This window comes from Streptococcus sp. HMSC065E03 (assembly GCF_001815045.1).
GTDB lineage: Bacteria > Bacillota > Bacilli > Lactobacillales > Streptococcaceae > Streptococcus > Streptococcus parasanguinis_AD.
Genome location: NZ_KV818854.1, coordinates 97192 through 121832, shown reverse-complemented (window position 1 = coordinate 121832; position 24641 = coordinate 97192). Strand labels below are relative to the sequence as shown.

General features: G+C 42.3%; 36 protein-coding genes. 1 reads left to right on the top strand and 35 read right to left on the bottom strand.

Annotated elements, in window-relative coordinates; genetic code table 11:
• Positions 1–72 precede the first annotated feature (72 nt).
• The 31 genes from HMPREF3002_RS10525 to tgt all read right to left on the bottom strand — a co-directional run bounded on the left by HMPREF3002_RS10525 (position 73) and on the right by tgt (position 17691).
• A complete protein-coding gene (locus HMPREF3002_RS10525; RefSeq protein ID WP_070666745.1) occupies positions 73–1344 on the bottom strand; it encodes a glutamate-cysteine ligase family protein in 1272 nt (423 codons plus the stop codon).
• 253 nt (positions 1345–1597) lie between these two features.
• Positions 1598–1984, bottom strand: coding sequence for a 50S ribosomal protein L17 (rplQ, locus tag HMPREF3002_RS10520; RefSeq protein WP_003002399.1), 387 nt, complete (start codon positions 1982–1984; stop codon positions 1598–1600).
• Positions 1985–1995: 11 nt separating this feature from the next.
• On the bottom strand, positions 1996–2934 hold the full coding sequence (locus HMPREF3002_RS10515; RefSeq protein ID WP_003009635.1) for a DNA-directed RNA polymerase subunit alpha: 939 nt from the start codon (positions 2932–2934) through the stop codon (positions 1996–1998).
• Positions 2935–2979: 45 nt separating this feature from the next.
• Positions 2980–3363 (bottom strand): 30S ribosomal protein S11, encoded by a 384-nt coding sequence (rpsK, locus tag HMPREF3002_RS10510; RefSeq protein ID WP_003002390.1) that lies wholly within the window; start codon positions 3361–3363, stop codon positions 2980–2982.
• 23 nt (positions 3364–3386) lie between these two features.
• Positions 3387–3752: a 30S ribosomal protein S13 gene (gene rpsM, locus HMPREF3002_RS10505; RefSeq protein ID WP_003009631.1), complete on the bottom strand. Its 366-nt coding sequence runs from the start codon at positions 3750–3752 to the stop codon at positions 3387–3389.
• Between the two features lie 17 nt (positions 3753–3769).
• Positions 3770–3886, bottom strand: coding sequence for a 50S ribosomal protein L36 (gene rpmJ / locus HMPREF3002_RS10770; protein WP_001808836.1), 117 nt, complete (start codon positions 3884–3886; stop codon positions 3770–3772).
• A gap of 23 nt (positions 3887–3909) precedes the next feature.
• Positions 3910–4128 carry a translation initiation factor IF-1 gene (infA, locus tag HMPREF3002_RS10500; RefSeq protein WP_001029883.1) on the bottom strand — a complete coding sequence of 73 codons (219 nt, stop codon included), beginning with the start codon at positions 4126–4128 and terminating at the stop codon, positions 3910–3912.
• A 116-nt stretch (positions 4129–4244) separates the two neighbouring features.
• On the bottom strand, positions 4245–4883 hold the full coding sequence (locus HMPREF3002_RS10495) for an adenylate kinase (protein WP_003009627.1): 639 nt from the start codon (positions 4881–4883) through the stop codon (positions 4245–4247).
• 96 nt (positions 4884–4979) lie between these two features.
• Positions 4980–6290, bottom strand: coding sequence for a preprotein translocase subunit SecY (gene secY, locus HMPREF3002_RS10490; protein WP_023920186.1), 1311 nt, complete (start codon positions 6288–6290; stop codon positions 4980–4982).
• A gap of 12 nt (positions 6291–6302) precedes the next feature.
• Complete coding sequence (rplO, locus tag HMPREF3002_RS10485) at positions 6303–6743, bottom strand: 50S ribosomal protein L15 (protein ID WP_003002405.1); 441 nt, start codon at positions 6741–6743, stop codon at positions 6303–6305.
• Between the two features lie 145 nt (positions 6744–6888).
• Positions 6889–7071 carry a 50S ribosomal protein L30 gene (gene rpmD, locus HMPREF3002_RS10480; protein WP_002894509.1) on the bottom strand — a complete coding sequence of 61 codons (183 nt, stop codon included), beginning with the start codon at positions 7069–7071 and terminating at the stop codon, positions 6889–6891.
• A 14-nt stretch (positions 7072–7085) separates the two neighbouring features.
• Positions 7086–7580, bottom strand: a complete 495-nt coding sequence (gene rpsE / locus HMPREF3002_RS10475) for a 30S ribosomal protein S5 (RefSeq protein ID WP_003009617.1) — start codon at positions 7578–7580, stop codon at positions 7086–7088.
• A 17-nt stretch (positions 7581–7597) separates the two neighbouring features.
• A complete protein-coding gene (rplR, locus tag HMPREF3002_RS10470; RefSeq protein WP_003010871.1) occupies positions 7598–7954 on the bottom strand; it encodes a 50S ribosomal protein L18 in 357 nt (118 codons plus the stop codon).
• 83 nt (positions 7955–8037) lie between these two features.
• Positions 8038–8574 carry a 50S ribosomal protein L6 gene (rplF, locus tag HMPREF3002_RS10465; RefSeq protein WP_003010839.1) on the bottom strand — a complete coding sequence of 179 codons (537 nt, stop codon included), beginning with the start codon at positions 8572–8574 and terminating at the stop codon, positions 8038–8040.
• 190 nt (positions 8575–8764) lie between these two features.
• The gene (gene rpsH, locus HMPREF3002_RS10460) at positions 8765–9163 is read right to left on the bottom strand and encodes a 30S ribosomal protein S8 (RefSeq protein WP_003010897.1); all 399 of its coding nucleotides are present in this window, start codon (positions 9161–9163) and stop codon (positions 8765–8767) included.
• Between the two features lie 283 nt (positions 9164–9446).
• Positions 9447–9632 carry a type Z 30S ribosomal protein S14 gene (locus HMPREF3002_RS10455; protein ID WP_001085699.1) on the bottom strand — a complete coding sequence of 62 codons (186 nt, stop codon included), beginning with the start codon at positions 9630–9632 and terminating at the stop codon, positions 9447–9449.
• Between the two features lie 17 nt (positions 9633–9649).
• The gene (rplE, locus tag HMPREF3002_RS10450) at positions 9650–10192 is read right to left on the bottom strand and encodes a 50S ribosomal protein L5 (protein WP_003009606.1); all 543 of its coding nucleotides are present in this window, start codon (positions 10190–10192) and stop codon (positions 9650–9652) included.
• Positions 10193–10215: 23 nt separating this feature from the next.
• A complete protein-coding gene (gene rplX, locus HMPREF3002_RS10445; protein WP_003002315.1) occupies positions 10216–10521 on the bottom strand; it encodes a 50S ribosomal protein L24 in 306 nt (101 codons plus the stop codon).
• A gap of 73 nt (positions 10522–10594) precedes the next feature.
• Complete coding sequence (rplN, locus tag HMPREF3002_RS10440; RefSeq protein ID WP_003002384.1) at positions 10595–10963, bottom strand: 50S ribosomal protein L14; 369 nt, start codon at positions 10961–10963, stop codon at positions 10595–10597.
• A gap of 25 nt (positions 10964–10988) precedes the next feature.
• Positions 10989–11249 (bottom strand): 30S ribosomal protein S17, encoded by a 261-nt coding sequence (gene rpsQ / locus HMPREF3002_RS10435; protein WP_003009600.1) that lies wholly within the window; start codon positions 11247–11249, stop codon positions 10989–10991.
• Between the two features lie 23 nt (positions 11250–11272).
• Positions 11273–11479 (bottom strand): 50S ribosomal protein L29, encoded by a 207-nt coding sequence (gene rpmC / locus HMPREF3002_RS10430; protein ID WP_003002350.1) that lies wholly within the window; start codon positions 11477–11479, stop codon positions 11273–11275.
• A 9-nt stretch (positions 11480–11488) separates the two neighbouring features.
• Positions 11489–11902 carry a 50S ribosomal protein L16 gene (gene rplP / locus HMPREF3002_RS10425; protein WP_000960947.1) on the bottom strand — a complete coding sequence of 138 codons (414 nt, stop codon included), beginning with the start codon at positions 11900–11902 and terminating at the stop codon, positions 11489–11491.
• A 3-nt stretch (positions 11903–11905) separates the two neighbouring features.
• A complete protein-coding gene (gene rpsC / locus HMPREF3002_RS10420; protein WP_003002336.1) occupies positions 11906–12559 on the bottom strand; it encodes a 30S ribosomal protein S3 in 654 nt (217 codons plus the stop codon).
• A gap of 12 nt (positions 12560–12571) precedes the next feature.
• Entirely contained in the window at positions 12572–12916 is a 345-nt protein-coding gene (gene rplV, locus HMPREF3002_RS10415) for a 50S ribosomal protein L22 (RefSeq protein WP_000818139.1), read from the bottom strand.
• Positions 12917–12927: 11 nt separating this feature from the next.
• Entirely contained in the window at positions 12928–13209 is a 282-nt protein-coding gene (rpsS, locus tag HMPREF3002_RS10410) for a 30S ribosomal protein S19 (RefSeq protein ID WP_000533766.1), read from the bottom strand.
• 96 nt (positions 13210–13305) lie between these two features.
• The gene (rplB, locus tag HMPREF3002_RS10405; RefSeq protein WP_000512900.1) at positions 13306–14139 is read right to left on the bottom strand and encodes a 50S ribosomal protein L2; all 834 of its coding nucleotides are present in this window, start codon (positions 14137–14139) and stop codon (positions 13306–13308) included.
• Positions 14140–14156: 17 nt separating this feature from the next.
• Positions 14157–14453 (bottom strand): 50S ribosomal protein L23, encoded by a 297-nt coding sequence (locus HMPREF3002_RS10400; protein ID WP_003009593.1) that lies wholly within the window; start codon positions 14451–14453, stop codon positions 14157–14159.
• Complete coding sequence (gene rplD / locus HMPREF3002_RS10395; protein WP_003009591.1) at positions 14453–15076, bottom strand: 50S ribosomal protein L4; 624 nt, start codon at positions 15074–15076, stop codon at positions 14453–14455. The genes HMPREF3002_RS10400 and rplD overlap by 1 nt, the downstream gene beginning before the upstream one ends.
• A 24-nt stretch (positions 15077–15100) precedes the next feature.
• The gene (gene rplC / locus HMPREF3002_RS10390; RefSeq protein ID WP_003010846.1) at positions 15101–15727 is read right to left on the bottom strand and encodes a 50S ribosomal protein L3; all 627 of its coding nucleotides are present in this window, start codon (positions 15725–15727) and stop codon (positions 15101–15103) included.
• Positions 15728–15808: 81 nt separating this feature from the next.
• On the bottom strand, positions 15809–16117 hold the full coding sequence (rpsJ, locus tag HMPREF3002_RS10385; protein ID WP_003009585.1) for a 30S ribosomal protein S10: 309 nt from the start codon (positions 16115–16117) through the stop codon (positions 15809–15811).
• A gap of 431 nt (positions 16118–16548) precedes the next feature.
• A complete protein-coding gene (gene tgt, locus HMPREF3002_RS10380) occupies positions 16549–17691 on the bottom strand; it encodes a tRNA guanosine(34) transglycosylase Tgt (protein WP_003010858.1) in 1143 nt (380 codons plus the stop codon).
• A gap of 150 nt (positions 17692–17841) precedes the next feature.
• Between tgt and HMPREF3002_RS10375 the strand changes: the two genes are divergently transcribed.
• Positions 17842–18711 (top strand): DUF975 family protein, encoded by an 870-nt coding sequence (locus tag HMPREF3002_RS10375; protein WP_070449173.1) that lies wholly within the window; start codon positions 17842–17844, stop codon positions 18709–18711.
• A gap of 58 nt (positions 18712–18769) precedes the next feature.
• Here HMPREF3002_RS10375 and HMPREF3002_RS10370 read toward each other — a convergent pair whose 3' ends face one another.
• From HMPREF3002_RS10370 to trpA, 4 genes are all read right to left on the bottom strand, one after another.
• Positions 18770–19222: a CoA-binding protein gene (locus HMPREF3002_RS10370; protein ID WP_070666742.1), complete on the bottom strand. Its 453-nt coding sequence runs from the start codon at positions 19220–19222 to the stop codon at positions 18770–18772.
• Between the two features lie 134 nt (positions 19223–19356).
• On the bottom strand, positions 19357–22002 hold the full coding sequence (polA, locus tag HMPREF3002_RS10365) for a DNA polymerase I (RefSeq protein ID WP_070666739.1): 2646 nt from the start codon (positions 22000–22002) through the stop codon (positions 19357–19359).
• Positions 22003–22259: 257 nt separating this feature from the next.
• Complete coding sequence (locus HMPREF3002_RS10360) at positions 22260–23723, bottom strand: alpha-L-fucosidase (protein ID WP_070666736.1); 1464 nt, start codon at positions 23721–23723, stop codon at positions 22260–22262.
• Between the two features lie 141 nt (positions 23724–23864).
• Positions 23865–24641: a tryptophan synthase subunit alpha gene (gene trpA, locus HMPREF3002_RS10355; protein WP_070666733.1), complete on the bottom strand. Its 777-nt coding sequence runs from the start codon at positions 24639–24641 to the stop codon at positions 23865–23867.

Below are 24641 nucleotides of genomic sequence, written 5' to 3'. Positions count from 1 at the left end.
TTCCAAAAAATTTTATTTTTTTGAAAGTTTTTTTGAAAGTAATAAAGAAAAGCCTGTAAAAAGGCTTTTCTATTAGTCTAGTTCTTTGGTAATGATAAGAAATTTTTCTTCCTTGTAGCCTCTTTTCATTAAACCTGCTTCAGCTATGTCTAGAAGATCTTTTGAAAAGGATTGGATCGCTTCTTTTTCTTCTTTACTTAGAATTTTCTTTGAATATTTCTTTCTAAGTTTTCGATAATCCAGTTCTTCATTGTTAATGAATGAAGAATCTTCTAAATAGTCTTCTAGTTTTTCTAACTGTACAAATAAGCCCAACTCAAAGGCAATCGGGGCAAAGGTGGTTTCTAACGGTTGCGTACAAACACTTCTAAATTCCACAGTCCCACGAGCAGTTAAATCTTGAAATTGGTAACTTCGATGTTGTTTTAGATCTTCTTTTACAGGCTTAATGATCTTCTCATTTCCATCAGCCGTATAGGCTGTAATTTCTTTTTGATCTAGATAATCTTCCACTCGAATTGGTTTAAAATAATATGATTTGCCCCCTCTAGTTGCCGTAAAAATAGCCGTTTTAGCGAGATTATTAAAAAACTCTTCTTCGCTTTGGTAGTCCTTAGGATAAATCCCTACATTCTCCTTATAATAACCATGTAAGGATTCTTCCCAGAAAATATCTCTGGCAATTTTTGTATCCCAAGCTTCTGCAGAAAATTCTGAGTTGGAAAACAAATATGCTTTTGCTGCTTCAATTTTATTAAATGCATTAATGATGCGAAGATAGTTATCGCGCCTTACATCCAATTGAACCTGATTTCCGCATATAAATGCTCCGTATGAAGGATAGGAGTGTGTCCTCATCCCTGTACCATTCATTGCAAGGAAAGCCATTAACATCTTGTATCGTTCGATTTTCACTGGGCTATTATCATTTTCTTTCCACAAAGGATGGATTCCGTGCCCTTGGATTTCGTGATTATTTTCTTGCAAAATCGGTTGAATGATCTTCAAATAAGCCTCAAAACGTTTGGCTACCTCATTTATAGAATGAGCTCTCTCAAATGCAAATTCAATTGTATTGTAACTCAACTCGAATAGAATACGATCTTTAGAAGAACAGTGAATCAATTGAATGGGATTTTGATTGTCATCTCTTTTTTCGACTTCAAAATCTGATAAGTTGGCTAAGGTTTGAAAAAGATTTTTCGTCACCTCTATATTTGTTTTGTTTCCATTTGTTTCTACAATCGGAAACTCTAATTCAACTCCGACAAAGAGTTCCGAATCCTCTTTCATATTACTAAGGTACTTCTCTTTTAGTAATTTAATTGCTTGTTGTTTTGTCATTGAATCCTTTTTCTTCTATTGGAGATATGGGTTCCATTATATCATTTTTTGCTATTCTCGACTACTCACGAAAACAAGACAAAACGCCTGCTTACGAAATTGTTTTAAATTAAAGCAATTTCGTAAACAAGCGTCTACCATTCATTCAATATGATGAGTGTTCCCGCTGGGGAAAATCCCCAGCGGTAGACCAGAGCTAGACTAAGAATAACAGTGTATTCCATCATCATAACACTCAACAAAATTGATGATATTATACCAATTCGATGATAGCCATTGGCGCAGCATCACCACGACGTGGTTCAGTTTTAAGGATACGAGTATATCCACCATTGCGCTCAGCATAACGAGGTGCTAATTCAGAGAACAATTTTTGAAGTGCAGTTGTTTCTGAGTATTTACCTGTTTCTTCATCAAAGTTTTGTGATGCAACTTCGTTACGTACGAATGCAGCAGCTTGACGACGTGCATGCAAATCACCACGTTTACCCAAAGTAATCATTTTTTCAACTGATTTACGGATTTCTTTCGCACGTGCTTCAGTTGTTACAATTGCTTCATTGATGATAAGATCTGTAGTCAAATCGCGAAGCATCGCTTTACGTTGTGAGCTAGTGCGTCCTAGTTTACGGTAAGCCATGTATTCCTCCTCTATTTATCGTTTTTTAACCCAAGGCCTAAGTCGGCAAGTTTGATTTTAACTTCTTCAAGACTCTTACGTCCCAAGTTACGAACTTTCATCATTTCTGCTTCTGATTTTTCAGTCAAATCGTAAACAGTATTAATGCCAGCACGTTTCAAACAGTTATATGAACGAACTGAAAGATCTAATTCTTCGATCGTACGTTCTAAAATGCGATCATCAGAAGTTGTATCTACTTCCTTCATAACGTCTGTTGCAATAGCAATTTCAGTTAAGTTTGTGAATAGATTTAGGTGTTCTGTCAAAATACGAGCAGACAAACCTAAGGCATCTTCTGGAATGATTGTCCCATTTGTCAAAATTTCAAGGGTTAGCTTGTCAAAGCCATCGTTGCTACCAACGCGTGCTGGTTCAACTTGGTAATTGACTTTAGTCACTGGCGTATAGATTGAATCTACAGCAAGTGTTCCCACTGGTGCATCATCTTTTTTGTTTTGATCAGCTGGAACATAGCCACGTCCACTGTTTACAGTAAGCGTTGCTTTCAAAGATGCTCCTTCTCCGATTGTAAATAGATAATGATCAGGGTTTACAATTTCGATGTCACTATCAGTAAGAATATCTCCAGCAGTTACTTCTGCAGGTCCTTCTACATCAAGTTCAATAATCTTTTCGTCTTGGACGTAAGATTTAACGGCGATTCCTTTAACGTTAAGAATAATTTGCATAACGTCTTCACGGACTCCTGGAACGGTATCAAATTCGTGGAGTACACCTTCAATGTTGATTGAAGTGACAGCTGCACCTGGAAGTGAAGCCAGAAGTACACGACGAAGTGAGTTTCCAAGTGTTGTACCATAGCCACGTTCAAGTGGTTCTACGACAAACACGCCATAATCTTTGTTTTCATCAATTTTTGTTATATTTGGTTTTTCAAACTCAATCATTTGCTATACTCCCTCTTAAACGAAAAGCTGTGTAATTGTTGATGATTATACACGGCGACGTTTTGGAGGACGAGCACCATTGTGTGGTACAGGAGTTACATCGCGGATTGCAGTTACTTCAAGACCAGCAGCAGCAAGTGCACGAATAGCAGACTCACGACCTGAACCAGGACCTTTAACAGTTACTTCAACAGATTTAAGTCCGTGTTCTTGAGCAGCTTTTGCAGCAGCTTCTGATGCCATTTGAGCAGCAAATGGTGTAGATTTACGAGAACCTTTAAATCCAAGTGCACCTGCAGATGACCAAGCGATTGCGTTACCATGCACATCAGTAATCATAACAATTGTGTTGTTAAATGTAGCGTGAATATGAGCAATACCAGATTCGATATTCTTTTTCACACGACGTTTACGTGTTGGTTTAGCCAAGATTTTTACCTCCTTATTTTATTTTATTTTTTCTTACCTGCAATCGCAACAGCTTTACCTTTACGAGTGCGAGCATTGTTTTTAGTGTTTTGTCCACGAACTGGAAGTCCACGACGGTGACGGATACCGCGGTATGAACCGATTTCCATCAAGCGTTTGATGTTCAAGTTTACTTCACGACGAAGGTCACCTTCAACTTTGATTGCGTCAACTTCACGACGGATAGCATCTTCTTGATCTGGTGTAAGATCGCGAACACGAATATCTTCAGAAACGCCTGCAGCAGCAAGGATTTTCTTAGATGTTGGAAGTCCGATACCGTACACATAAGTCAATGAAATTACTACACGTTTGTCATTTGGAATGTCAACTCCAGCAATACGAGCCATGTTTTCTCCTTTCTATCTTATCCTTGACGTTGTTTGTGTTTTGGATTTGCTGGGCAAATTACCATAACACGACCATTACGACGAATTACTTTACAGTATTCGCAAATTGGTTTGACCGATGGTCTTACTTTCATTTTTATCCCTCCAAGTTTTTCGATTATTTAAAGCGGTATGTGATACGTCCACGTGTCAAATCGTACGGACTCATCTCCACTGTAACACGATCTCCCGCTAAAATACGAATATAGTTTTTACGAATTTTACCAGAAACTGTTGCTAAAATCTGATGTCCATTTTCAAGTTCAACCGTAAACATAGCATTCGGCATAGTATCAACTACTTTACCTTCTACTTCAATCACATCGTCTTTTGCCACGCAAAAGTACCTCCATAAATTTCGATTCATTCCTCTGAGCACAGAGGTAACAATTATAAGTCAGACTAACTAATTGTATCACTTGTCGTCAAATATTGCAAGTGACTAAAACGTTTTTATTTTAAATTCTCCAAGACCTTTTGGATATCTTTGAAGACGTCGTTGATGTCTTGATTTCCTTCAATATCATGGACCAATCCTTTTGCACGGTAATGAGCAAGAATTGGCTCACCTTGAGCAATATTCACATCCAGACGGCGTTTCACTGTTTCTGGTTTGTCATCTTCACGTTGGTAATAGTCTTCTTCCTTGTAGTCAGCTGGTGGGTTGAATACTTTATGGAAGGTTTCACCTGTTTCACGATGGATGATGCGACCACTCAAGCGCTCGAGGAGACATGATGGATCCACTTCAATGTTGATCACTCCTTCAAGCTCCAAACCAAGGTCTACCAAGATTTGATCCAAGGCATGAGCTTGTTCAATCGTGCGAGGAAAACCGTCCAAAAGGAATCCTTTTTCCTTAATGTCGTCTTGAGCCAAACGTTCTTTTACAATCCCATTTGTCACATCATCGGGCACCAATTCACCTTTGTCGATGAATGATTTTGCCAATACACCCATTTCAGTTTGGTTAGCCATTGCTGCGCGGAACATATCTCCAGTGGAGATGTGCGCTACGTGAAACTCTTCAACGATTTTAGCTGCTTGAGTTCCTTTACCTGCTCCAGGCAACCCCATAATTAAAAGATTCATGATGAATTCTCCTTATTTTGTTTTTAAATGGAAGCAGGAGCGAATTCCTATTTCCATTTAAAAACAAAATAGAAGGCTGACAAAGTCAACCTTATTCTATTCTGTTGTTGTGTCCATAAATCCGACATACTTACGTTTTAATAAGTAGCCTTCTAATTGTTTCATTCCCTCAATACCTGTTGAAATAATGATTAACAAACTAGTTCCTCCAAGAGCAACTGCATCTGTCAAACCAAATAAATCTCGAGCTAGGATTGGAATGATGGTAATAAAGCCAAGGAATACTGATCCGACGCTTGCTAAACGACGTAGCAAACGAGACATAAACTCTTCTGTCCCCTTACCAGGGCGGACGCCTGGGATATAGGCACCACTCTTTTGAAGGTTTTCTGCCGTTTTTTCAGGATTGATCTGAACAAACGTGTAGAAGAAGGTGAAGAGAATGATCAATAAGGCATACATTGCCACACCAGTTGGTGTGTTTGTAGCCAACATGGCTTGAGCTGTTTTCACCCATCCTGCATTGTAACCCATAGCGCTAATCACTTGGAAAATCGCAGCAGGCGCTGCTGTAATCGAACTAGCGAAGATGACAGGAATAACCCCTGCTGGGTTTACTTTCAAAGGAAGGTAAGAACTTGATGGAGCTCCTTGTGCAATCTTTGTATATTGGATTGGAATCTTGTATTGTGCTTGCTCTACAAAGGTTGTAAAGTAAACAATAACCAAGACAGCAAGGATTAATACCCCAACAAAAATGAGGGAATTGGTCATTTGACCAGAACGAACGTTCACAAATGCATTTTCATAGATTTCTTTAATCATCTCAGGAATTGATGACACAATCCCTGCAAAGATAATCATTGAAACACCATTACCATACCCTTTATCTGTGATTTGCTCTCCAAGCCAAGTCACAATCATGGAACCGGTCGTCAGAATTGCACCGATTAATAGATAGGTTTTGGTATTTGGAGTTGCGACTAATTTCGCCTGAGACAAGGTGTGGAAGGTTGCTGTAATCCCGATGGATTGAACAAAGGCTAGAACCAAAGAAATATAGCGTGTTGCTTGGTTGAGCTTTCTTCGACCAACTTCCCCTTGTTTGCCCCATTCAACAAACTTAGGTAACAGATCCATTTGCAAAAGTTGTACGACGATCGAAGCTGTGATGTATGGGCTAACCCCTAATGCGAAAACTGAGAAGTTCCTCATGGCATTCCCAGAAACCAAACTGAGCATGTTCAAGAAGGACACATCTTGAAGGTTGTTCAGAATTTTCGCATTTACACCAGGCACTGTAATCGTGGTCCCAATGCGGAAAACAAGAATGATGAAGATCGTAAATAAAATCTTCGACCGTACTTGTTTCACCTTAAATGCATCTTTTAATAATTTAAAAAACATAGGTCACCTCACTTAGATGACTTCAACTGAACCACCTTTAGCAGTGATAGCTTCTTCAGCTGATTTAGAGAATTTAGCTGCTTTAACAGTCAACTTCTTAGTCAATTCTCCGTTACCAAGAATTTTGATACCTGATTTTTCAGCTTTTACAATTCCTGATTCTACAAGTACTACTGGAGTTACTTCAGCACCATCTTCAAAGGCGTTCAATTGATCAAGGTTCACAATAGCATATTCTTTAGCGTTGATGTTTGTAAATCCACGTTTTGGAAGACGACGGAACAATGGAGTTTGTCCACCTTCAAAACCAAGACGTACACCGCCACCGCTACGAGCTTTTTGACCTTTTTGACCACGGCCAGAAGTTTTACCATTACCAGATGAAGTACCACGACCAACACGGTTGCGGACTTTACGTGAACCTGTAGCAGGTTGTAATTCATGAAGTTTCATTATTTATTTTCTCCTCTTTTGTAAATTGCTAACGCATGTAATCAGGAAAAGGTGTCCTAACTACAAACTCGCCTATACTTATATTTAGTTTTAGGGGATGAGAACCTCTCATACCCCTGAAAACTTTGTTTCTATCTTAAATAGATTATTTTACTTCTTCAACTGTTACCAAGTGAGATACAGCAGTGATCATACCACGTACTGCTGGGTTATCTTCTTTAATAACAGAGCTGTTCAATTTGCCAAGTCCAAGTGCTACAACAGTTTTACGTTGTGACGGGATGCGTCCGATTGGAGACTTAGTCAAAGTAATTTTAATTTGAGCCATTTGAATCTCCTTTCTTAAGCCAAGTCAGAAACTGAAATACCACGAAGGGCAGCAACTTCATCAGCGCGTTTCAATTGTGCCAAACCGTTAACAGTTGCACGAACGATGTTGATTGGAGTGTTTGATCCAAGTGATTTAGATGTAACATCTGCAATACCTGCCAATTCGACAACGGCACGAACTGCTCCACCTGCAGCAACCCCAGCCCCTTCGATAGCTGGTTTCAACAATACACGAGCTCCACCAAATACTGATGTTACTTCGTGTGGAATTGTTGTTCCAACCATAGGAACTTCGATCAAGTTTTTCTTAGCATCTTCAACAGCCTTACGGATTGCTTCTGGAACTTCTTGAGCTTTACCAGTACCAAATCCAACACGGCCATTACGGTCACCAACAACTACAAGAGCTGCAAAACGAAGACGACGTCCACCTTTAACAACTTTTGTTACACGGTTGATGGCAACTACGCGTTCTTCAAGTTCAACTGCATTATCTTTAAATGCCATTTTCTAGTGTCCTCCTATTAGAATTTCAATCCGTTTTCACGAGCTGCATCAGCCAAAGCTTTAACACGTCCGTGATATAGATATCCACCGCGGTCGAACACCACTTCAGAAATACCTTTAGCAACTGCACGTTCAGCAACAAGTTTGCCGACAACAACGGCTTGTTCAGTTTTAGTTCCTTTTGAAACTTCTTTGTCAAGAGTTGAAGCGCTTGCGAGCGTTACACCCGCTACGTCATCAATCACTTGAGCGTAGATGCCTGTATTAGAACGGAATACGTTCAAACGTGGGCGATCAGCAGTTCCAGAGAGTTTTCCGCGAACGCGACGGTGGCGTTTTTGACGGATTTTGTTTTTATCTGGTTTCGAAATCACAATTTTCACCTCTTAATTTTAAAATCATGTGCTAAGCACTGAGTTGGTAAGATGAAGGTTGGTTGAAAAACAACCAAACTACATTATTTACCTGTTTTACCTTCTTTGCGGCGAACGTATTCACCAACATAACGGATCCCTTTACCTTTGTATGGTTCAGGTGAACGAAGGCTACGTACATAAGCAGCTGTTTGACCAACTACTTCTTTTGAAATTCCGCTAACAACGATTGTTGTTGGGTTTGGAAGTTCAAAAGTAATTCCTTCTGGAGCTTCAACTTCATCTGGGTGTGATTTACCAACAGCCAAAACAAGTTTTGATCCTTGAAGTTGTGCACGGTATCCAACCCCGCGCATTTCAAGTTCTTTCTTGAATCCTTCTGATACACCAGTAACCATGTTGTTCAAAAGGGCACGAGTTGTTCCGTGGATTGTTTTCATTTCTTTTGAATCGTTTGGACGGTGAAGAGTTACTTCAGTACCTTCCACACGGATTTCAATATCTTTTGAGAACGTACGAGTAAGTTCTCCTTTAGGTCCTTTTACAGTTACAACGTTGTCATTGTTAGTGATTTCAACACCAGCAGGCAACACGATAACTTTATTACCAATACGTGACATGTTTTCTATTCTCCTGTTAAATTGTCAGGCCTTTGCGGGCCAGTTTTCACGGGGTTTAAATCTTTTTTGATTTAAAAGTTAATGTTTAGGTCTCAATTTCTAAGTGAATCAAGGCATCGTCTCGCAGACATAACTTTGGGTTAGGCAAGAGACAATAACGAAGAGTCACAACGAAATTGGGAGCTAAATATTACCAAACGTAAGCGATAACTTCTCCACCAACGTTCTTTTGGCGTGCCTCTTTATCAGTAAGCAAACCTTCAGAAGTTGAAAGGATAGCAATTCCAAGTCCGTTAAGAACTTTTGGAAGATCTTCACGTTTTTTGTAAACACGCAAACCTGGTTTAGATACACGTTTCAAGTTTGTGATAACTTTTTCACCGTTTTGTCCGTATTTCAAGAATACACGGATGATGCCTTGTTTGTCATCTTCGATGAATTCAACGTTTTTTACAAAACCTTCGCGTTTAAGGATTTCAGCAATCCCTTTTTTGATGTTTGATGCAGGTACTTCAAGTACTTCGTGTTTTGCTTGGTTAGCGTTACGAATACGTGTAAGGAAGTCTGCGATTGGGTCAGTCATAACCATTATAATTTCTCCTCTTACTAGTAGTTTGCAAGTTGCACTTGCTAGTTAATACATGATACAGAGAGCGTAACAGCGAGAGCAAAAATAGGCAATTTGATGCAGGAGCGATGCTCCAAAGAAAATTGGTCTTTTTTGCCAAAGCTGTAGCTCGTGTTCAAATTGGCAAGCCCAACTGAACCCGGGCTAAACTCTGTGTGAAAAAGATAAACTTTCCTAGAAACTAAAGTTTCTTCGTCAAGTTTCCTATTTTCACTTGGAGTTTTAACGCCCTTGATATCTTAAATTACCAAGATGCTTTTGTGACACCTGGGATTTGACCTTTGTATGCCAATTCACGGAAGCAAACACGGCAAAGTTTAAACTTGCGGTAAACTGAGTGTGGACGTCCACAACGTTCACAGCGAGTGTATGCTTGAGTAGAGAACTTCGCTGGGCGTTTGTTCTTAGCAATCATAGATTTTTTAGCCATTAGTTTTACCTCCTATATTATTTTGCAAACGGCATACCGAGGCCAGTAAGCAATGCACGTGATTCTTCGTCTGTGTTCGCTGTAGTTACGATTACGATATCCAAACCACGAGTTTTATCAACATCATCAAAGTTGATTTCTGGGAAGATCAATTGTTCTTTCACACCAAGTGTGTAGTTTCCGCGTCCATCAAATGATTTTGTTGGAACACCATGGAAGTCACGTACACGTGGAAGTGAAACTGTTACCAATTTATCTAAGAATTCGTACATACGTTCACCACGAAGGGTAACTTTTGCACCGATCGCAACACCTTCACGAAGACGGAAGCCGGCGATTGATTTTTTAGCCTTAGTGATCAATGGTTTTTGACCTGAGATCAAAGCAAGCTCTTCAGCAGCTTTTTCAAGGTTTTTAGCATTTGATACTGCATCACCAACACCCATGTTCAAAACGATTTTATCAACTTTTGGCACAGCCATAACTGATGAATAGTTGAACTGTTCAGTCAATGATGGTACTACTTCATTAAGGTATTTTTCTTTTAAACGATTAGCCATTATACTTCTCCTTTCCTTCGTGATTAGTCAAGCACTTCGCCTGATTTTTTGTTGTAGCGAACTTTTTTGCCGTCTACAAATTTGTAGCCAACACGTCCAGCAACACCGTTTTTGTCCAAAACTTGAACGTTAGAAGCATGGATTGGAGCTTCTTTTTCAACGATTGCACCTTGAGGGTTTTCGTTATTTGGACGTTGGTGTTTCTTGATGATGTTTACACCTTCTACAACAACTTTATTTACTTTTGGAAGAGCAGTAAGAACAACAGCTTCTACGCCTTTGTCTTTACCAGCGATAACGCGAACTTTGTCGCCTTTTTTTACAAACATTTTATTCTCCTTTTATTCTTACGCCCGATGGGCACCCTGGCTGAGCCAGGGGACTGTGTTTGTTTTTGATTGATTAAAGTACTTCTGGAGCAAGTGATACGATCTTCATGAATCCACCGTCACGCAATTCACGTGCAACTGGGCCAAAGATACGAGTTCCGCGAGGAGTTTTGTCGTCACGGATGATCACTGCTGCATTTTCGTCGAACTTGATGTACGAACCATCTTTACGACGAGCACCTGATTTAGTACGAACGATAACAGCTTTTACAACGTCACCTTTCTTAACCGCACCACCAGGAGTAGCTTGTTTTACAGATGCAACGATTACATCACCGATGCTCGCGAATTTACGTTTTGAACCACCAAGAACTTTGATTGTCAAGATTTCGCGTGCGCCACTGTTGTCAGCGACTTTCAAACGAGTTTCTGTTTGAATCATTTACGTTTTCTCCTTTCAGGTATGATTAGATGATGACCGCTTTTTCAACGACTTCTACAAGACGGAAGCGTTTTGTAGCTGAAAGCGGACGAGTTTCCATGATACGAACGATATCGCCTTCTTTAGCAACATTGTTTTCATCATGAGCTTTGTATTTTTTAGAATAGTTGATACGTTTACCATAGACTGGGTGGTTACGTTTAGTTTCAACTACAACTGTGATTGTTTTGTCCATTTTGTCAGACACAACGCGTCCAACAAGAACTTTACGATTATTGCGTTCCATTGAAATTCTCCTTCCCTAGTCTATTATTTAGCTTCTGATTGAACAGTTTTGATGCGAGCGATTTGTTTTTTCACTTCTTTCAAACGTCCAGTTTGTTCCAATTGACCAGCGGCTGCTTGGAAACGAAGTTCAAACAATTCTTTCTTCAATTCATTTTCACGCTTCGCGAGTTCTTCTTGAGAAAGACCACGAAGTTCTTTAACAAATTCTTTTACTTCTGTAAGTTTCATGACCTCTCCTTATTCTGCTTCACGTTTCACAAATTTAGTTTTAACTGGCAATTTGTGGCTAGCAAGACGAAGCGCTTCGCGTGCGATCTCTTCAGATACACCAGCGATTTCGAACATCACTTTACCACGTTTAACTGGTGCTACCCAACCTTCAGGAGCCCCTTTACCAGATCCCATACGTACCCCGATAGCTTTAGCGGTGTATGATTTGTGTGGGAAAATCTTAATCCAAACTTTACCACCACGTTTCATGTAACGAGTCATGGCGATACGAGCAGCTTCGATTTGACGGTTTGTGATCCAGTGGCTGGTTGTAGCTTGAAGACCGTATTCACCGAATGCTACTTCTTTTCCACCTTTTGCTTCACCGCGCATTTTACCACGGAATTCGCGACGGTGTTTTACACGTTTAGGTACTAACATTGGTTATTTACCTCCTTTAGCGTCTTTACGAGCTGGAAGAACTTCACCACGGTAGATCCATACTTTAACACCAAGTTTACCGTAAGTAGTGTCTGCTTCTTCCCAAGCGTAATCGATATCAGCGCGAAGTGTGTGAAGTGGAACAGTTCCTTCAGAGTATCCTTCTGCACGGGCAATATCTGCACCGTTCAAACGACCTGATACTTGAGTTTTGATTCCTTTAGCTCCAGCACGCATAGCACGTTGGATTGCTTGTTTTTGTGCACGACGGAAAGCAACACGTTGTTCCAATTGACGAGCGATTCCTTCACCAACAAGGTGAGCGTCCAAGTCAGGACGTTTGATCTCAATGATGTTGATGTGTACTTGTTTACCAGTCAATTTGTTAAGAGCTGCACGAAGTGCATCAACGTTTGCTCCACCTTTACCGATAACCATACCTGGTTTAGCAGTGTGAAGAGAAACGTTAACTTTGTTTACTGCGCGTTCGATTTCAATAGTTGAAACGGCTGCGTCAGCCAATTCTTTTTGAATGAATTTACGGATTGCAAGATCTTCATGAAGGTAATCCGCGTATTCTTTTTCAGCATACCATTTGGCATCCCAATCACGGATGATACCAACACGCATACCAATTGGATGTACTTTTTGACCCACGAGTTTACCTCCTTATTTTTCTGCAACAGCTACTGTGATGTGAGCTGTACGTTTGTTGATTGGTGAAGCTGAACCTTTCGCACGTGGACGGAAACGTTTCATTGTTGGTCCTTCGTTTGCGAATGCTTCAGATACTACCAAGTTAGCTTTTTCCAAACCAAAGTTGTTTTCAGCGTTTGCTACTGCTGAGTTCAACACTTTAAGGATGATCCCTGCAGCTTTGTTTGGTGTGAATGTCAAAATAGCGATGGCATCGGCTACGCTTTTACCACGGATGTTGTCAAGAACAAGACGTGATTTACGAGGTGAAACACGCACTGTACGAGCCATTGCTTTAGCTGAAGTAATTTCTGCCATTTATGTTCTCCTTATTTTCTACGTGTCTTCTTGTCGTCTGCCGCGTGACCTTTGTAAGTACGAGTTGGTGCAAATTCACCAAGCTTGTGACCTACCATGTCTTCTTGGATGTAAACAGGTACATGTTTACGTCCATCATAAACTGCGATAGTGTATCCGATGAAACTTGGGAAGATCGTTGAACGACGTGACCAAGTTTTAATTACTTTTTTCTTTTCGTCGTTTGCTTGAGCTTCAACTTTTTTCATCAAATGCTCATCGACGAAAGGTCCTTTTTTAAGACTACGTCCCATTTTGTAATTTTCTCCTTTAAAATTTAGTACCACAGCGGCTTGCGCTGCTATGCAGCGCTACCGAGCTGGCGGAAAGTGTAAGCTAGTTGCTTATGATTATTTTTGGTTGCGACGACGAACGATAAGTTTGTCAGATTTCGCTTTCTTGTTACGAGTTTTAAGACCAAGCGCAGGTTTACCCCAAGGAGTAGATGGCGCTTTACGTCCAACTGGTGCTTTACCTTCACCACCACCGTGTGGGTGATCATTCGGGTTCATTACAGAACCACGAACTGTAGGGCGAACACCTTTCCAGCGGTTACGTCCCGCTTTACCAAGATTTACAAGTCCATGTTGTTCGTTTCCGACAACACCAACTGTAGCACGGCAAGTTCCAAGAATCATACGAACTTCGCCTGATTGAAGACGAACAAGTACATATTTACCTTCAGAACCCAATACTTGAGCAGAAGCTCCAGCAGCACGTACCAATTCTCCACCTTTACCAGGTTTCAATTCGATGTTGTGGATCAAAGTACCAACTGGGATGTTAGCAAGTGGAAGAGCGTTTCCGACTTTGATATCTGCTTCTGGTCCTGATACGATGCGTTGACCTACTTCAAGACCTTTAGGGGCAATGATGTAAGCTTTCACACCGTCAGTGTAGTGTACAAGCGCGATGTTAGCTGAGCGGTTTGGATCGTATTCGATCGTTTTAACGACTGCTTCAACTCCATCTTTGTTACGTTTGAAATCGATCAAACGGTAATGACGTTTGTGTCCACCACCTTGGTGACGAACTGTGATACGACCGTTGTTGTTACGACCTGCTTTGTTTTTAAGAGAAACAAGCAAAGTTTTCTCAGGTGTGTTTGTTGTGATTTCAGCGAAATCCAAAGAAGTCATATTACGGCGACCGTTTGTTGTTGGTTTATAAACACGAATTCCCACGATATTTCCTCCTTAGATTATTCAGCTTCAGTAGCAAACAACTCGATTGCTTTAGAATCAGCTGCAAGCGTGATGATAGCTTTTTTAGTTTTTGAAGTAAAACCAGTGTAACGTCCAACGCGTTTTGCTTTAGGTTTTACGTTTACAGTGTTCACATTCGCAACTTTTACACCTTCAAACGCAGCTTCAACAGCTTGTTTGATCAAAAGTTTGTGAGCGCGAGTGTCAACTTCGAATACATATTTGCCTGCTTCAAGTTGAGCCATTGACTTTTCAGTGATAACAGGTTTTTTGATAACATCATACAAATTCATTATGCAAGAACCTCCTCGATTTTAGAGATAGCTGCTTGAGTAACAAGAAGTTTGTCACTATTTGCGATGTCAAGAACACTTGCAGTTGTAGCAGTCGCAACTTTCACGTTTGGAAGGTTACGAGCTGAAAGAGCTGCGAATTCGTTTCCTTCTTCAAGAATAACAAGGACTTTAGAATCGATGCTCAAAGCTGCAAGAACTTTTGCAAATTCAGCAGTTTTTGGAGCTGTAAATTCAAGAGAATCAACGGCTACAAATTTGTTTTCAGCAACTTTTTCTGAGTAAACAGATTTAAGTGCAAGGCGACGAACTTTTTGAGGAAGTTTGTACGCATAGCTACGTGGAGTTGGTCCGAAGACGATTCCACCACCACGCCATTGTGGAGAGCGGATAGAACCTTGACGAGCACGTCCAGTTCCTTTTTGACGCCATGGTTTGCGTCCGCCACCTGAAACGGCTGAGCGGTTTTTAACTGCGTGAGTCCCTTGACGAAGGCTAGCACGTTGGCTGATGATCACATCAAATACAACTGCTTGGTTTGGTTCGATACCAAAGATCGCATCGTTAAGAACAACTTCGCCCGCTTGTTTACCAGTTTGGTCGAATAATGTTACATTTGCCATTTTGACTGTATTCCCCTTTCCTTATTATTTACCAGCTTTAACTGCTGACTTGATAGTGATAAGAGATTTCTTAGCACCTGGCACGTTACCTTTGATAAGGATAACGTTCTTTTCTGGAACAACTTGTACAACTTCAAGGTTTTGAATAGTTACACGATCGCCACCCATACGTCCTGCAAGGTTTTTACCTTTGAATACGCGGTTAGGTGCAACAGGTCCCATAGAACCTGGACGACGGTGGTAACGAGAACCGTGAGCCATAGGTCCACGTGATTGTCCGTGGCGTTTGATAACACCTTGGAAACCTTTACCTTTAGAAGTACCAGTTACATCAACAATGTCTCCAGCTTCGAAAGTGTCAACTGTGATTTCAGCACCAACTTCCAAGCCTTCAACGTTTTTGAATTCACGAATGAAGCGCTTAGGAGCCGTGTTAGCTTTTGCTACATGTCCTTTAGCAGGTTTGTTGCTCAATACTTCGCGTTTGTCATCGAAACCAACTTGGATAGCGTTGTAACCATCTGTTTCAACAGTTTTAACTTGAAGAACAACGTTTGGAGTTGCTTCGATAACTGTTACAGGGATCAATTCGCCAGCTTCAGTGAAGATTTGAGTCATTCCCACTTTTTTCCCTAAGATTCCTTTTGTCATGAGAAAATAGTTCCTTTTCTATAGTTTTTTATTCAAAAAGTTTTTAACGAGCGTTTTTCATGCTCTTGATCAAGCTTTAGATTAAAGTTTGATTTCTACGTTTACACCACTTGGAAGATCCAATTTCATCAAAGCGTCAACTGTTTTTTGAGTTGGGTTGATGATATCGATCAAACGTTTGTGTGTACGCATTTCGAATTGTTCGCGAGAATCTTTGTATTTGTGAGTCGCACGAATGATTGTGTAGAGGCTACGTTCAGTTGGAAGTGGGATTGGACCCGCAACTTGTGCACCTGTACGAGTAGCTGATTCTACGATTTTTGCAGCCGCTGTGTCAAGTGTACGGTGTTCGTATGCTTTCAAACGGATGCGGATTTTTTTGTTTGCCATCTTTTTCTCCTTTTCGTCTATTTAAGATAATAGGCTAGCTCCACAAGAAAACCGACGCGCGTTGCGTGGCAATGCAACCGAGCGTGTCGCAACCTCTTGCATCAAAGCTAATAGCTGTTTTTCACAGCACCATAGTAGTTTAACACAAACAAAGGCCCAATGCAAGGGATTTGAGAAGATTTTTTTCGTTTTTTTAATGAAAGTGTTTTCGTTAAGAAAAGAGCGCAAAAAAAGTTGCTATTATATAGAAAAAAGGGAGCGAGACAGAACAAATTTATATCCAATTTGTTCGTCGTCTCGCCCCCGCACAGTTGATTAGGTTATCTTTGGAGCTTAACAAGCTCCAAAGATACCAATCAACCACTGCGTCTCGCAGTTATTCCTATTATTCTCAGATGGCTGCAATCTTTGTTCTTGCTATTTAGCTCTTTCTAGAAATTCCGTCCTGATTTGTTATAGCCATATTTTTCGACGAAATGCTCGCGGAATTCCAAGAGATTGTCATCCATGATGGCTTGACGGACCTGCTTCATAAGGTTGATCAAGAAATAGAGGTTATGGTAGCTGGTCAAGCGAATACCGAAGGTCTCATCTGCCTTGAGGAGGTGGCGAAGATAAGCTCGGGTATAGTTTTTACAAGTGTAGCAATCACATTCAGGATCCAGCGGTGTAAAATCTTCTGCAAATTGCGCATTTTTCACTACCAGGCGTCCTTGACTAGTCATACAGGTACCATTTCGCGCAATCCGCGTCGGCAAGACACAGTCAAACATGTCCACTCCACGAATAACGCCATCAATCAGACTGTCTGGAGCTCCTACTCCCATGAGATAGCGTGGCTTGTTCTCTGGTAAGAGCGGAGTTGTGAAATCCAGCACGGCATTCATCTCTTCATGGCTTTCCCCAACAGCTAAGCCACCGATGGAATAGCCTGGAAAGTCCATGCTGACCAAATCTTGAGCAGACTGACGGCGCAAGTCTTCAAATCCAGCCCCTTGAACAATCCCGAAAAGACCTTGATCATGAGGACGACGGTGAGCCTTCAGGCCACGTTCTGCCCAACGACTGGTCCGTTCGATTGATTTTTTCACATAATCATAGGGCTGATAGAACTGAGGGCATTCATCAAAGGACATCATGATGTCGCTCCCTAGATTGTTTTGGATGGAGATGGCCTTTTCCGGAGAGAGGAACATCTTCGAGCCGTTGAGGTGATTTTTAAAGGTTACCCCTTCTTCAGTGATATTGCGGGTATCCGCTAATGAATAGACCTGGAAGCCTCCACTATCTGTTAAAATGGGCTGATCCCAGTTCATGAACTGGTGCAGTCCTCCTGCTTTTGCGACTAGATCATCCCCCGGACGAAGCCAGAGATGGTAGGTGTTGGCCAAGATAATTCCGGAGCCCATTTCCTTGAGTTCTTCTGGCGATTGGGTCTTAACGGTTGCCTGAGTCCCTACAGGCATAAACATTGGGGTCGGGAAGGTCCCGTGAGGGGTGATAATTTCTCCCAGACGAGCACCTGTATGCTTTTCTTTTTTGATTAATCGATATTGAATCGGTGAATCTGTCATGGTTACCTCCGTACTGGGAAAAACAGTCCCAGCCTTCTTATTCCTGTCACAGTTTTCCTGTGAGCACCTGTACGATTGTACCAAATTTTACCGGCTCTGTCACGGACTTATGTTATAATAAAAAGTACTACTATGAAGAGAGTATCATCTATGAACCTTAAACTGATTCGCCTCCGGGCACGTACCATGCAAGTCCAGCAACCGGGCTTAGCTATCCTTTTTGCTCTTCCGGTCCTGTTGACCATTCTTGCTAACTTTCTCTTAAGCGGGCAAGATCTGGTCGATCTACTACCGGACATGACCTTGCAGCAAGCAAGTATTTACATGATCCAGCGACAGCTCTTTCCTTCCGTCGTCTCCTTTGTCATCTCCATTTTAGTTGTTGGTGCGACTTTTAGCTATTTAGATACGATAAATCCCAAGATCGAACACCGAACACGCGTCTTAGATATCTTTAAACAAGATCGCTTTACCTCTGTATTTGCCACCTTGATTTTGAAGCAAGCCGTCCTCTTTTTATGGGGACTCATCCTCTATGTGGGGAGTCTCATCAGCACCTACGCCAGCATTCGATTTTTGGCGATCTACGATAAGGTGAGCAACCCAAGCACTTTGAGTGCTTCTAGTCCTGAATTCCAATCTCTCATGCAACAAATGCCTCTGATGACTGCTGGTGTTGTGTTGGGCCTACTCGGCCTCCTCTTTTACCTGCCACAATACTACAGTCTCAGCCTGGTCGAATTGATCCTCTATGAGCAATTACGAGACGGCGACTACAAGGGAGCCTTTGGAGTCCTTCGCCAAAGTCGTGAAACCATGAAAGGGTTCCGCAGCAATCGCTTGGTGCTCGATCTAACCTTGATTGGTTGGTACTTCCTGAATTACTTCACGCGCGATGTCATCGGCTTTTACACCATGCCTTACTTTATCAACTGCCAAATTGCCTTTTATGATCAAATCAAGCAGATTAAACAAGGGCCACGTCATTTTACAGGCCATCCAAGCCATGAAACTGAATAAGAGTAAGAAGAAAACCCCAGCAAGCTGGGGTTTTCTTCTATGATCAATTGTTTATCATTTATAAACCGTATAGGGAGTCTCCTAAGATCAGTCGGGTGTGTTCCCGTTTGATACAGCGGTTCATGACGATATCTTCTCGTCCAGCTCCACGAAGGATTTCTTCTGCTTCTTGATTTTCCAGCTCCAATTGTGCCCAGAAAATGTTCGCATCCGTCTCAATAAAATCACGTGCCACATCTGGTAAAAACTCACTGCGTCGGTATACATCGACGATATCTACTGGGAAAGGAATCTCCTGCAAGCTAGCATACACCGTTTCTCCAAGAATCTGGCCACCAGCTGCACGAGGGTTGACAGGAATAATCCGATAGCCCCGCTCTTGCATCTCTTTGCTGACACGATGACTGGTTGTGTCTTCACGATCAGATAATCCAACTACAGCGATGATCTTGCTCGTTTCTAGGTAATGTTTGATAATGCCATCACTAGGATTGCGAAATGAATAAGCCATAAGAATCTCCTTTTGTATGCGTTTCCTTTCTTTAAATAGTATAACAATACGGAAGGCATTGCAAGTGTTTGTCATTAAAAGCGGTAGGAAACTAAAAAGTCTCCTACCGCTTTCTATTTTGAATAAACTCAATCTTATTTGGCTTCATACCATGTTTTGCCTGCATTCTCATCGGCTTCTAGTGGTACCGCAAGCTCAATAGCAGATTCCATGGTCTCTTTGACGAGTTCTTTGATCGCTGCCAGTTCATCACTTGGCACTTGCAGAACGATTTCATCGTGCACTTGAAGGAGCATCTTGGTCTTGTATGCTCCTCTTTCTAGCGCTTGGTCCAAGTGGATCATGGCAATTTTCAAGATATCTGCTGCAGATCCTTGGATTGGTGAGTTGATAGCCGTCCGCTCCGCAAAGCCTCGAACATTGAAGTTGCGAGAATTGATATCTGGAATCTCCCGACGACGCTTGAAGAGGGTTTCTACATAGCCTTTATCACGCGCTTCCCGTACCACTCTCTCCATATAGTCCTTGATGCCAGGGTAGCGTTCGAAGTAGGTCTCAATGTAGGCCTTGGCTTCTTTTCGACTGATCCCTAAGTTGTTAGACAGTCCAAAGTCGGAAATTCCATAAACTACACCGAAGTTTACTGCTTTTGCATTGCGACGGTCATTCGGCGTCACATCTTCTGGTTTTTCAATATTGAAGACGCGCATAGCAGTCGATGTATGGATATCTGCCCCATGTTTAAAGGCGTCAATCAAATGCTCATCTCCCGAAATATGGGCCAAGACGCGCAGTTCGATTTGTGAATAGTCCGAACTCAGCAAGACACTGTTTTCCTCTTCTGGGACAAAGGCCTTACGAATAAGACGACCTTGTTCCAAACGGACAGGAATGTTTTGCAGGTTGGGATCCACACTGGACAAACGGCCTGTCTGCGTCAAATCTTGTACATAGCGGGTATGGATCTTCCCATCTTCCAAAATCCAATCTTGAAGACCGATGACATAGGTCGACTGGATCTTAGCAATTTGGCGGTATTCAAGAATCTTAGACACAATCGGTGCAATTGGAGCCAGGCGTTCCAAGACATCAACGGCTGTTGAATAGCCGGTTTTTGTCTTCTTAGTATATTCAAGAGGGAGTCCCAATTTTTCAAAGAGGATGACCCCCAATTGTTTTGGAGAATTGATATTAAACTCTTCTCCTGCAAGCTCGTAGATTTCTTGAGTCAAGCGCTCCAAGACCACTTCGTTTTCCACCTGCATGTCTTCTAGGGTCTGACGCTCTACCTTGATCCCCGCGATTTCCATCTTGGCCAAAACAGCTGCTAGCGGTTGCTCCATATCATAGAGCAAATCTAGTTGGTCATGGGCCTGCAACTGCTCTACCATGGGCTCTTCGGTATCCAGTAGAACAGCGACTTTCCGGGCCAAATGCTCTAATAGGGCGGTCTTTTCTGGGATAGCTTTTTTGGCTCCCTTGCCATAAACGACTTCGTCCAGCGGTAGCGCAATCTGACTATAGAGACTCGCAATGGTTGAAATTTCATTGTCCTCTACGGTCGACAAGAGATACTTGGCCAATCGACTATCAAAAGCCGGCTTTTGCAAGGTAATGTCCAAGTGGCTGAGCAAGACCTTGGCCCGCTTAAAGTCATAGACCTTGAGGGGTGTTTTTTCGAGAAATTCTTTGAAAATCGGTGTTTGTAAAAGAGCAGTATCTGTACTTGCGTAGAGCTGACCTTTGGTCCCCCATGCGAAACCAATGATGGGTTCCGTATGGTAGTTGTCCCCAAAAATCTCGAAATGGAAGAAACTATCTTCCGTAAGCATATCTGGAGTGACTTGCTCGACTTCTGTATAGTCAATGGCTACAGGAGCCGCCTCTTCTCCACTGAGATCCAAGGCCTGACGGAGTTGCTTGAAGCCCATCTCCTCATAAAACTTGGCGAGATTTTCTAGATGAGGACCCGAATAAGTGATATCGTCCAGGCCAATTTCAATAGGCGCATTGGTATCGATGGTTGCGAGAGTCTTAGACAGATAGGCCTGCTCCTTGTCGTTGATGAGGTTTTCCTTCATCTTAGAAGCCTTCATCTCATCGATATGCTCGTAAATACCATCGAGAGAGCCATACTCTAGGAGTAGTTTGATCCCGGTCTTTTCTCCGATCTTAGTCACACCTGGGATATTATCCGACTTATCTCCCATCAAGGCCTTGAGGTCGATAAATTGCTCTGGTGTCAGCCCCATCTTTTCTTTCAGATAGGCTGGAGTGAATTCCTCAAACTCCGCTACCCCTTTTTTAGAGATTTCAACCACCGTATTGTCATCTGTCAGCTGGATCAAATCCTTATCCCCAGAGACAATGGTGACTTCAAAGGGTACTGAGGTAGCTTCTGCCATCTTATCTAGTGTTCCAATAATATCATCCGCTTCATACTGGGCCAGCTCATAATGACGGATTCCCAAATGATCTAATTGCTCACGAATGAAAGGAAACTGCTCACGGAACTCATCTGGAGTTTTTGCACGGCCCCCTTTGTAGTCGGCATACATCTCTGTCCGGAAGGTCGTCTTTCCTGCATCAAAAGCAACGAGGACATGGGTTGGTTGGATGCGCTCCAAGAGATGGCTCAACATGAGATTAAAGCCATAGACCGCGTTTGTATGCAGACCATTGGCATTTTTGAAGCGATCAATTTGATGATAGAGTGCGAAAAAGGCACGAAAAGCGACGGAAGACCCGTCGATGAGTAGTAATTTGTTCTTTTTTTCCATAGGCCTATTATACCACGAATCACAAGGTCTCTGGTACATAAAAACTCTACCCTTTCGGGTAGAGCCTTCTTTAGGAGTTTCTTATGAAAAATGAAGAGAAGTGTTTATTCGCCGTAACAAGAACCTTGTTGTGGCAATTTCTTAAAGCGTTTTGGATAATTAACTGAGATTTTCATTTTCTGTACCTCATTTCTTATTGGATGAGTACAGTATACAAGAGAAACCTAAACGATTCCTTATAGAAAGCTTCAAGAAAACTAAAAGCTGAGGCGAAAAACACGCGGTTGTTTTTTGCTGCAAGCTGGTAACTGAAGATGGAGCCCTGTCTCATCTTGGCTCCAAGAAAGGAGCTGACTTTCTCCAAGGAGTTCCACCTTTTGAATGCGCGCATGAAGGATTCTCGGTTGCTTGAGATCATAGGCGAGAGACGGTAAGGTCAGCTCTTCTATCCTTCCACTTGGTTCCAGCTGGATAGCATAAAGAAAACCATCACGCATGGTATAGCGGAAATCTTGGATGGTATAGAGTGGCGCTTGCCCATCTGAGAAGGAACCTTCCTGGGCCTCGGTCGGTCCGTCTGATGACACCCGCCAAGGCCGACTCTGATAAATGGCTTCTCCATTTACCACCAGCCAGTCCCCGATCTCTGTGAGGATGTCTTGGTCTTGCTCAGGGATCGTGCCATCTGCCTTGGGTCCAATATTGAGCAGAAGATTGCCATTTTTTGCCACAACATCAACTAAATTTTGTAGCAATTCCTTACTGGTCTTGTAGGCTAGATCCTGGGTATAGCACCAAGAATTACGGGCGATCGCGGTATCCATTTGCCACGGAAAGGCTTGCGTCTCTCCGTATCCTCCCCGCTCCATCTCAACGATTCCTGAACCGAAAGGGAGGGCATCCTGTTTGTAACAAACAGCCACCTTGCGATCCTCTTGTGCTGCTAGATTGTAATAATAAGCCAAAAAGCGCATCAAGTAGGGACGGAAACTCTCATGCTGGATCCACCAGTCAAAATATAGGAGCTCTGGTTGGTAGTCCCGCACCAGTTCACAGGTTCGCAAAAGCCAATCTTCCAAGAATTCTTTGCTTGGATAAGGCTTGGAAGTCAGATCAAAATGATCTTTGGGCTCTGGCTCCGCTGGCCAATAAAGGCTGTCTCTTGGGACTTCTTGCGGAATGTCACTAGTGAATTCCTTGCCATGTGAAAAGAAAAACTGGTGTTCTGCCCGGTGAGAGGACGTACAGAAGTGCAGGCCACGTTTTTCTGCTTCCTCCCTCAGCTCTCCTAAGACATCTCGTCTCGGCCCCATTTCTAAACTATTATAAGGCGAGAGAGTAGAGGCATACATCTGAAAACCATCGTGGTGCTCCGCAACTGGAAAAAGATACTGGGCTCCCGCTTTTTGAAAGAGATCTAGCCAAGATGCCGGATCAAAGCGATCGGCTGTAAAAAGAGGAATGAGATCCTTGTAGCCAAAGCCGGCCTGGTCTCCAAAATGCTCTCGATGATAGTCATAACAAGGATTCCCTTGTATATACATATTTCGCGAATACCATTCTGAACCAAAGGCAGGTACACTGTAGACACCCCAGTGGATAAACATTCCAAATTTGGCATCCCGATACCAATCCGGACAGACTTGATGGCTAAGAGAGTCCCAGGTGGGTTCAAAAGGACCTGACTGGATGACTTGATCAATCTCTTCAAGGCTTATCATTCTCTTCTCCTCTTTTCTTGTTACTACCTCTATTGTAACGAGAAAGCCTCGTTTGTAAAGACCAACGAGGGGAATGTTTAAAATAGTAGACAAAGAGCTTGATCTAGGAGAATCAAGCTGATGATGAATGGAATGAAGCTTCTAACCCTTCACTGCTTGAGAAATAAAACGAGCAATGGCGTCTGTCTCCCCTTGGTGGAGAGCCTTAACGATTTTGGACCCCACAATAACCCCATCTGAGACCTTGTTGAAACGGTGAACATCCTCCATGCTGGAAACTCCAAAACCTGTTAAAACAGGAATAGACGCTATTTCATGTAATTGGGCCAAGTGGTGATCCAAATCATCTCGATAGCTACCAGCTTTCCCCGTCACTCCATTGACGGCAACGGCATAGATAAATCCTTCTGCATCTTGGATCAATTTCTTCTGGCGCTCGATTCCTGTGGTTAAGCTCACTAGCGGCACCAAAGCGATGTCTTTATCCACTAATAGAGGCTCTACCAGATCCGCATGCTCATGAGGAAGATCCGGAATAATCACTCCCTTGACCGCTGTTCCTTCTACATCTCTAAAGAAGTTTTCGAGCCCATATTGGAACAAGGGGTTGAAATAGGTCATGATGACCAAAGGAACACTTGTCTCCAGACGCTGGATCGTTTGCACCAGTTCCTCTGTTGTCGTCCCATGGGCTAAACTTCGTAGCCCCGCCTCTTCAATCACAGGGCCATCTGCCACCGGATCTGAAAAAGGAATGCCAACCTCAATAGCTGAGACACCAAGCTCCTCCAAAAATTGGATGGTTTCCTGCAAACCTGCTAAGCCTTTTTCATGATCTCCTGCCATAATATAAGGAACAAAGATTCCTTGCTGCTGGTCTTTCAGCTTTTGTAAATGCTCTGTTAAGGTCTTTCCCAT